This window comes from Streptomyces sp. sk2.1, assembly GCF_008120935.1.
Taxonomy (GTDB): Bacteria; Actinomycetota; Actinomycetes; order Streptomycetales; family Streptomycetaceae; genus Streptomyces.
Map to the genome: position 1 here is coordinate 1 of NZ_RDBO01000117.1, position 8,275 is coordinate 8,275.

The 8,275-nt window shown below is 68.5% G+C and carries 10 protein-coding genes; all 10 read left to right on the plus strand.

Translation table 11 applies throughout. The features are described 5' to 3' along the window. On the plus strand, positions 1 to 223 hold a 223-nt coding region (locus EAO76_RS45050), incomplete at its 5' end, for a hypothetical protein (protein WP_187439002.1). Beyond that, entirely contained in the window at positions 223 to 624 is a 402-nt protein-coding gene (locus EAO76_RS40905; protein ID WP_148841312.1) for a hypothetical protein, read from the plus strand. The genes EAO76_RS45050 and EAO76_RS40905, both read left to right, overlap by 1 nt. A 16-nt stretch (positions 625 to 640) precedes the next feature. Continuing rightward, complete coding sequence (locus EAO76_RS40910; protein WP_148841313.1) at positions 641 to 934, plus strand: hypothetical protein; 294 nt, start codon at positions 641 to 643, stop codon at positions 932 to 934. A gap of 96 nt (positions 935 to 1,030) precedes the next feature. After that, entirely contained in the window at positions 1,031 to 1,204 is a 174-nt protein-coding gene (locus EAO76_RS45055; RefSeq protein WP_187439003.1) for a hypothetical protein, read from the plus strand. 60 nt (positions 1,205 to 1,264) lie between these two features. Continuing rightward, positions 1,265 to 1,456: a hypothetical protein gene (locus EAO76_RS40915; protein ID WP_148841314.1), complete on the plus strand. Its 192-nt coding sequence runs from the start codon at positions 1,265 to 1,267 to the stop codon at positions 1,454 to 1,456. Between the two features lie 100 nt (positions 1,457 to 1,556). Further along, positions 1,557 to 1,730 carry a hypothetical protein gene (locus EAO76_RS45060; protein WP_187439004.1) on the plus strand — a complete coding sequence of 58 codons (174 nt, stop codon included), beginning with the start codon at positions 1,557 to 1,559 and terminating at the stop codon, positions 1,728 to 1,730. Positions 1,731 to 1,858: 128 nt separating this feature from the next. Further along, the gene (locus tag EAO76_RS40920; RefSeq protein ID WP_262376176.1) at positions 1,859 to 3,241 is read left to right on the plus strand and encodes a DUF2637 domain-containing protein; all 1,383 of its coding nucleotides are present in this window, start codon (positions 1,859 to 1,861) and stop codon (positions 3,239 to 3,241) included. Positions 3,242 to 3,265: 24 nt separating this feature from the next. Beyond that, positions 3,266 to 3,514 carry a hypothetical protein gene (locus EAO76_RS40925; RefSeq protein ID WP_148841316.1) on the plus strand — a complete coding sequence of 83 codons (249 nt, stop codon included), beginning with the start codon at positions 3,266 to 3,268 and terminating at the stop codon, positions 3,512 to 3,514. Then, positions 3,511 to 5,727 carry a hypothetical protein gene (locus EAO76_RS40930; RefSeq protein ID WP_148841317.1) on the plus strand — a complete coding sequence of 739 codons (2,217 nt, stop codon included), beginning with the start codon at positions 3,511 to 3,513 and terminating at the stop codon, positions 5,725 to 5,727. The genes EAO76_RS40925 and EAO76_RS40930 overlap by 4 nt, the downstream gene beginning before the upstream one ends. A 19-nt stretch (positions 5,728 to 5,746) precedes the next feature. Next, complete coding sequence (locus tag EAO76_RS40935; protein ID WP_148841318.1) at positions 5,747 to 7,927, plus strand: hypothetical protein; 2,181 nt, start codon at positions 5,747 to 5,749, stop codon at positions 7,925 to 7,927. The last annotated feature ends 348 nt before the right edge of the window (positions 7,928 to 8,275 follow it).

Here is an 8,275-nt window from a genome sequence, read left to right on the forward strand (position 1 = left end):
CCCCCAGACCCCGGCCCGGGCCCTGCCGGACAACGAGCCCAGCCAGTGGTCCGCGGCCGCAGTCGCCCACACCCACTCCCAGCTCTACGCCGACGTCACCGACCTCTTCAACGAAATCGACCCCGAGTCCCTCCTCGACGACGTCTTCGCCAGCCCCGACGCCGAAGCATCCGTCGCCGCGTACGAGCAGCTCGTCACCGGCGAATGGGACGGGGAACTGTGATGGCCAGCACGAACCTCGGCCCCGTCCACACCGCGGGCAACGCCGTCCCGCCCCTCGACGACGACCTCGCCGGAGTCCTCGACGGCCTCACCGGCATCCACCCCGGCATCGACCAGATCCGCTCCGGGATCCGCCTCCTCGCCCTCGACCGCCACGATTTGGACAAGTCCCAGACGCTCCTGGCCGCCCTCGCCGGATCCGACGGTGCCGACGTCCTCACCGCCCTCGCCTACCTGGTCGGCCGGCTCTCCACCGCAGACACCAACCCCGCGCTCCGCACCCTGCCCCTCGACCAGCAGAAGACCGCCCAGCAGCACGGCGAAGCCGCCGTCTACGACCTCACCGACCCCGACCTCCACCAGCACGCATCCGAAGCCTCCGCCGCCATCACCGGCAACTGACCCGAAAGGACCCGCCATGACCACGCAGGCACTCACCCTCAAAAACGTCATCGCCGAGAACGCGGAGACCCTCAACTACCTCCTCGACCAGGACGTCACCGCCCTCACCCCCGCCGAACTCGTAGAAGCACTCTCCGACGCCGGCCGCGAGTTCTCCGACAGCTTCGAGCACACCAACCAGGCCAACGGCCAGGCACTGACCGCCGCCGCCACGCTCCTGGCCGAGACGCTGACGATCCCCGACGACGACCCCGACATGCCCGTCCTCCTCCGTCGCGCACGCGCCCAGCTGCGGGACACCGAGATCTGACCCAGACCGCCCTATCGTCCCCAGCCCTCATGGGGCCCGGGTCGCCGAGCCGACAGACAACCGGACCCCTCACCACCACGGCCGAAGGAGAAACCCATGCTGTTCCGCAAGACCGACAGGGAATGCGCCGCCCTCGCCGTCGCCGCCGCCATCGTCGCCCCCAAACCGGCCGACACCAGGTCCCTGATCAAGCAGACCCTCAACCCCGACGAGCTGCAGCGCGCCAAGGACTACCTCGCGTCCGGCAAGCCGATCGGCGGCCGCGGCTGACCCCACCGCACATAGCCCCGGACCCACCGCCCTGGCGCCCCTCACCCGGAAGGAACCCGAATGTTCGGCAAGAGCAACCGCAAGGCCGCGCCCACTCCCACCGCACAGTCCGACCAGTACCGCCTGAAGGCCACCGGCCAGCGGGTCACCCTTCTCGAGCTCCTCAGCGGTGGTGACGTCCGAATCGCCATGGACACCCCCTACATCACACGGGACGACATCGTCAGCGCCCGCGACATCACCCCCGCCTGACCAGCACCACCGCCCCGGCATCCACGCCGTGAGGGCGCCGGATCGAATCCGGCCCGGGGCCCTCCCCACACCACCCCGCCAACCAGGAAGGACCAGCCCGATGACCGCCACCGAATTCCGCCAGCAGCACGGCGACCCCACCACCTGGACCACCACCGACCACGAGTCCTACGACATCCTCCGCCACAACGACCACTACCTCACCGGGGGCGCCGCCAGGGCCGGCAAGAGCGACTACGCCGAAGCCCTCACCACCCTCAAGCCCGCTGCCTGAACGCCCACCCCGCACCACGACCAGGAAGGACGCCGATCCCCGTGACCACCACCCCGGCCGGCCCCGAGCCGCACAGCCTCCCCACACCGGGAGAGCAGCCCCTCGCGCCCACCGCGCCGGGGACCCCCATCACCCTCACCCGAACCCAGAAAATCCTCATCGGACTCGTCGCCACCGGCGCCGTCGCCATCGCCGGAATCGGCTTCGCCGGCTCCTACCACGCCGTCACCGCCCTCGCCGTCGACAAAGGCTTCGGCTCCTTCGCCAAGTTCTTCACCCTCGGCGTCGACATCGGCATCGGCATCTTCCTGGCCCTCGACCTCCTCCTCACCTGGCTTCGCATGCCCTACCCGCTGCTCCGCCAGGGAGCCTGGCTTCTCACCGCCGCCACCATCAGCTTCAACGCAGCCGCAGCCTGGCCCGACCCGCTCGGCGTCAGCATGCACGCCGTCATCCCCGTCCTGTTCGTCATCTCCGTCGAGGCCGCCCGCCACGCCACCGGCCGCATCGCGGACATCACCGCCGACAAGCACCTCGAAGGCCCGAACATCTCCCGCTGGTTCCTCAACCCCGCCAGCACGTTCATCCTCTGGCGCCGCCAGCGCCTGTGGGGCATCCGAGCCTGGGACAACGTCCTCAAGCTCGAGCGTGAGCGCCGCATCTACATCGCCCAGCTCCGCAAGGAACACGGGCGCCGGGCCTGGCGCCGCAAGGCCAGCGCCGCGCAGATGCTCGTCCTGTCCCTCGCCAAGGACGGCATGAGCATCCAGGACGCCATCGACCTCCCCAAGCGCGAAGCAGAGAAGCTGGCCGAAGCCGAAGCGAAGCGAACCGCCGAAGCCAACGCGAAAGCCGAAGCCGAAGCCGAAGCGAAGCACCAGACCGAACTCCGAAACACCGAAGCCGAAGCGAAGCGACGAACCGAAATCGCCCACGCCGAAGCAGCCGAAGCCGAAGCGCGACTCGAAGTCGAAGCGAAGCAGCGAGCCGAAGCCGAAGCGGCCAGGGTCCTCGTAGCCGAAACCGAAGCGAAGCTCGCCGCCATCGCCCGCAGCGAAGAACTCGCCCGAAGCGAAGCAGACCTGAAGCGCCTCCAGCAACAGGCCGAAGCCAACCGGCTCACCACGGAGCAGCAGCGCAGGGAAGCCGAAACACGGGCCGCAGCATCCCGGAAGGCCCGCGAGGAGAAGGCCCGCGCCGAAGCCCAGCGCCTCACGGCCGAAGCAGCAACCCGAAGCGAAACCACTTCAGGTTCGACTTCCACTTCGGGAAACGGAACCGCCACCACTTCGGGTTCAGCCCCCCGGAGCATCGCCCCCCAGCGCGGCAAGCGGCAGTCCGAAGTCGAAGCAGTCCTTGCACGAATCGTCGAAGCCGGTGACCCGAAGTCCGTCTCCCTCGAAGACGTCATGAACGACTTCGACCTGAAGCAGACCACCGCCTACGACCGGCTCAAGACCGCCCAGGCCCTCTACGCGGAAGCCCAGAACCCGAAGCCGCAGACCGCCTGACCCGAACCTGAAGGAACCCCCGCCATGACCGCGACCCTCACCGCATCGCAGTTCACCAGCCCCGACACCCGGCCCGCCCTCGACCCGGCCGACAGTCCCACCGAGAGCCCCGCCCACGTGCTCGACATGGAGCGGATTCGCGAGGAGCTGTCCGCGGCCCTCCAGCACATCGAGGACCTGCGCCACCAGTACCCGTACGAGGCCACCGGATACACCGGAGAGCCTGTCCAGACCAGCCAGCAGGCTCTTGATGAAGGGGAGTACAGGAGGTGAGTACCGACACGATCTCTTCGTTTGACCTTGGTTCGACGACGCCCGCCGCAGCTACGCTGAGTGATGGTTCCGGCGGCGGGGCGGGGCGGGGCGGAAGCGACAACAGCCACCAGGGCCCCCTGGTGGTCGTTCAGCAGCCCCGCAATACTTCCCCGCCCCGCCCCGCCCCGCGCAAATCTCGGGGCAACACGGATAATTCTCTGCGAAACGGATACGCCGCGATCTCACACAGCGTGAGCGGCGAAACGGCCGCCATCGGCGCCGGATTCCTCATCGCCGGCCCGGTCGGCGCCATCGTCGGCGGCATCGCCGGACCGGCCCTCGCCGCCGCTGTGATGTGGCGCAGCCGACGACGCGAGCACGACGAGAACACCAACCGGAACAGCCCCAACGCCACCGACCCGAGCCGGAGCCCGTACGGGAACGGACACGGGAGCAACGGCCGCGGCAACGGCGGCACGGGCCGCGGGAACCACAGCCCCAGCAACGGCAGCGGCCGTGATCGTTCGCCGAACGGACACAGGTCTGACGGAACGGACCACCACCGCAAGCCGAAGGTGAAGGACCCGGTCGCCGACAAGCTCAGCAAGCTCGGGAAGGACCTCGCCGACAAGCTGAAGCCGGGCAAGGGAGACAAGAACAAGACGCCGAAGAACGGCAAGCACGACGGCACCAGCCCGAAGGGAAAGCACGACAAGCCCGCCAAGGACAGCGGCGCGAAGGGGCTGAAGGACGGTCACAAGGGCGGGTCGAAAGGCGGTCTGCTGAAGGACCGGGGCAAGCAGCCGGACAGCGAGCGTCCGTGGCGCAGCCGAGGCGACAAGCCCGAGAAGCCGAAGAAGGACAAGAAGAACAAGGCCCAGGGCGACGACTCGGCACACACCACGGCGCGCGACGGCCTCGACCCGAAAGACCCGAAGGGGCCGAAGGACGGTGCTGGCGGCGACGTGCCGCCGAAGCCCGACTACGACCCGGACGAGTACATCGACGCCGAACTCGTCGACGACGACCTGCCGCCGAAGCCGGGCGTCGACCCCGACGACGTCATCGACGCCGAGGTGATCGACGAGGACCGGATCGCGCTCGTGAAAGCCAAGCGCGAGAAGGAACGACGCCGCGAGGCCATCACGGCAGGAAGCAAGGCGGCGCAGAAGGCGGCCCGAGACGGAAACGCCGGCGACCCGCGCGAGGTGAAGCACGAGGTGATCCGGCAGGAGAACCAGCGCATCGACCTCGAGCTGCACAACGAGAACCAACTGCTCGCCCTCACCGCAGCAGCCGAGAAACCGAGGAGCACCCCCGTGAACTACCCCGCGATCCAGGCCGCACCGGCCGGCACCCGAACGGCCGGAGTCGCCGTCGCGCGGCAGATCGACTTCCGCAGCTCCACCGCCTTCGCGATCCTCCGCGCCATGGCCGACCAACTCGCCCACGGCCTGCACAGCGATGACGACGCCGACATGGCCGACCACATCGTCGAGCTCACCGGCATCCCGAACATGTGCAAGAACCTGTCCGTCGCCGTCCTGGAAGCCGGCCGGGCCCTCTCCCGCACCGCGCCCCTGCACCCGTCAGTCATCAAGCACCTGAACAACGCCGCCGTGGCCGCCCGCACAGCCGGCGCCATGGCGCAGAACATCATGGTCGTTTTCGTGCAGGCGCACCGCGAGGACATCATCCGAGTCATGGACCCGCGTATCGGTGAGGAACGCTGGAACATCCGCAACGCCCCGGGCACCCTCGACGCCGCGAAACTGCGCGCCGCGATCGCCACGGCGAACTCCGCACGTCTGTCCCTCCCCGGCGGCGGGGCGGCCGGACCGAACGGCGGGGGAGGAAAGCTCGTACCGGCCTCGGACGGCAGCACAAAGAAGCTGATCAGCCTGATGAAGGGCTTCAACCGCGGCCACATGGTCACCGTGCTGTCCGAAGTCGCGGGCTCGGCCGCCGGAGTGAACGCCGTAGCCGACTCGATCACCAAGCTCTACCGACGCATGCAGAAGACCTGGCCGACCGAGGGTGTCGTCGACGAAACCGTCCTGCGCACCGCCGGTCAGGTCCTCCGCGTCTCCGACGAGCTGAGGAAAGCAATCAAGGCCGCGAAGAAGGTCCATCACCGCGAGCTCACCCTGAACGCGAAGGGGCGCGGGGGCAAGGGCGCCTACGCCGAACGGAAATGGGACGTCGTCGGCCGCCGCGGGGCGTCCGGTTAACCAGGAAGGGAGACAGGCCATGTCCAGTGCAGAACTGCCGGTGACACTCACCGACAAGCCGAAGCGATGGGACTTCTCAAGGGATGCCGTCACCCCCGGGCGGCTCGTGGCGTGGGGCGGCGAACTCGCTGTCGCCTCCGCGCTCGTGGCCCCGCTCGCCGACATCCCATGGGTGGCTGGTGCGGGTGCCGGCGTCATCTGCACCGCCGCCGCAGTCACGTACGAGCAGGCCCGCGGCTCATGGCGGCGCGTCACCGTCGCCCGCGCCGCATCGTGGCTGTCCATGACCGGATGGCTGTCGTACACCCTCGCTGAAGGCCCCAGCCTCCTGAAGATGGCGTTCGGCGGGGCGATCTGGGCAACCGGAGCGGCCGTCAACATCGGCATGGACCGGTGGGGAGAGGAGACGAAGGCGGCCGAGAAGGAGCTCGACCGCCGCCTGGAGCAGGGACAGGAGATCAAGGGCGCCCAGGACGCGTGGGCGCGCCTCCTCGACGACGTGTGCGGAATCGAAGGCGCCGTCGCCGACCCGGTCGTCGACAGGTGGCCGAGCGGCGCCGGTGAAACCGTGAAGATCACACTTCCGGCGCACCTGAACATCGACGCCCTCCGCGGCTACGAAGCCGCCCTTGCCGGCGCCCTGCACCTCCCCAAGGGCGGCGGCGTGTCCTTCAACGCCGGCGGCCCGACCGTCCCCCGGAACGTCGTCTTCATCGCGCTGACCCGGAAGAACATGATGTCCGGCGCGATCCCCTACCCGAAGCTGACACCGACCACGATCAACAAGCCCGTCGGGTTCGGTGTCGTCGGCAACGGGGACGAAGCCGGCCTGAACCTGAAGGACGAAGGGTTCATCGCGGTCGGCGCCCAGGGCTCCGGGAAGACCGGACTGATGAAGACGATCGGCCTCGGCCTCGTCCGCTGCGTCGACGCGATCGTCATCGACCTCGACACCTCAGCCAAGATGTCGGCTGTCTTCGTGAACCCCTACCTGCGGTACGGCATCGGCCGCCCCCTCATCGACTGGCCCGCCACCACCGAGGACGAATGTCGCCTCGTCATCCAGGCAGCCAAGGCCGCGATCGCCGCCCGCAAAACCGAGTACGCCGACCTCCTCGAGGACGAGGACGTCGACAACCTCCCCGCACGCCCGGACATCCCCGCGATCCACATCCGCGTCGACGAGACCAAGTCCATGCCCGACGACGTCCTCGACGGACTCGACTTCATCATGGAGGAAGGACGCTCGGTCAACGTGCGGGTGTCCGAGACCGGACTCAGGGCGACCCGCGAGTACATCACGGCCACGGCCGACGAGCTCACCCCGGGCCGCATCGGACTCCGCACCAACAACAGCAGTGAGCTCCAGATGCTGTTCCCGGACAGCGGCGCCCCCGACATGGCGATCTTCACCGACCCCGGCACCGTGGCGTACATGTCGACGACGAAGGGCCCCTTCCAGCCGACCCCGGCGAAGGTGTACGCCACCATGGCCGAAGCATTCGCCGAGGGCAGCGACGACTACACCCGCATGCAGTCCCTCTTCATGGACGCGGCACGGCAGCTCTCCGACATCAGGCCGGACATGGACCCGATCACGGCGAAGGCGATGGGCCTCGCCTGGTCGCAGCGCTGGGCCCGCATCATCCCGAACCTCCGCGGCGACGCCTACGGCAACCTCACCGCCGACCGCATGCACGAGTCCGTCTGGGAGCTGTACAGCTCCTGGGAAACGCCCGCGCCGTACGACCTGCTGCTCGGCCGCGCGACCGACAGCGACGGCGACCCGATCACCGCGCCCCTGTCCGGGAAGAGCGCCGACATCCCGCGCCTGAGCGAAGCCCTGATCGACGAGGACGAGCTCGAGAGGGCCGCGCAGCAAGAAGCCGCGATCGAACTCGCGAAGGCCTCGCAGCGCCCGAAGTCCAACGACGACCTCGCCATTGAACTGGTCGCGGCGCAGGGCCGTCCGGTCAAACCGTCCGAGGTGTACCCACTGATGGTCAGGGCCGGCTACGACAAGTCCGACCGCACCTTCCGTGACCTCTGCGCCAAACTTGGCCTGCAGAACAGGCTCGTCAAGGGGGATGATGGAACCTACGCGGCAGTGTCAATCGAGTGCGATGAGGATCCTGATGTCGGAAGAGTCCCCGGACCTGAAGATGACGCCGATGGACGAGGCGATGTTCCACATGAGTGAGCTGATCAACAGCCTGAAGAGGGCCGGACTCAGCGAACACTCAGCCGTACGCTTCGCGGCCATCTACTTCGCCGAGTCGTCGGGCTCCGTCAGCGAAGACGACTGAACAACCGGACGACTAGGGAAGCCCCCGGGGTCGCACCCGGGGGCTTCCTGCGTCTCCATCCCACCACCGCCGCCGCACGAAGGAACCTCCGTGAACACCAACCTGCCCAACCCGCAGCAGCCCGCCCAGCTCGTCATCAACGACCAGGCCGCCCAGTTCCTTGCCGCCGTCGAAGACGCCATGCGCACCCCGACCAGCCACCGCGACGACGCCCCGCACTCCTCGTCCTCAACGACAAGGAC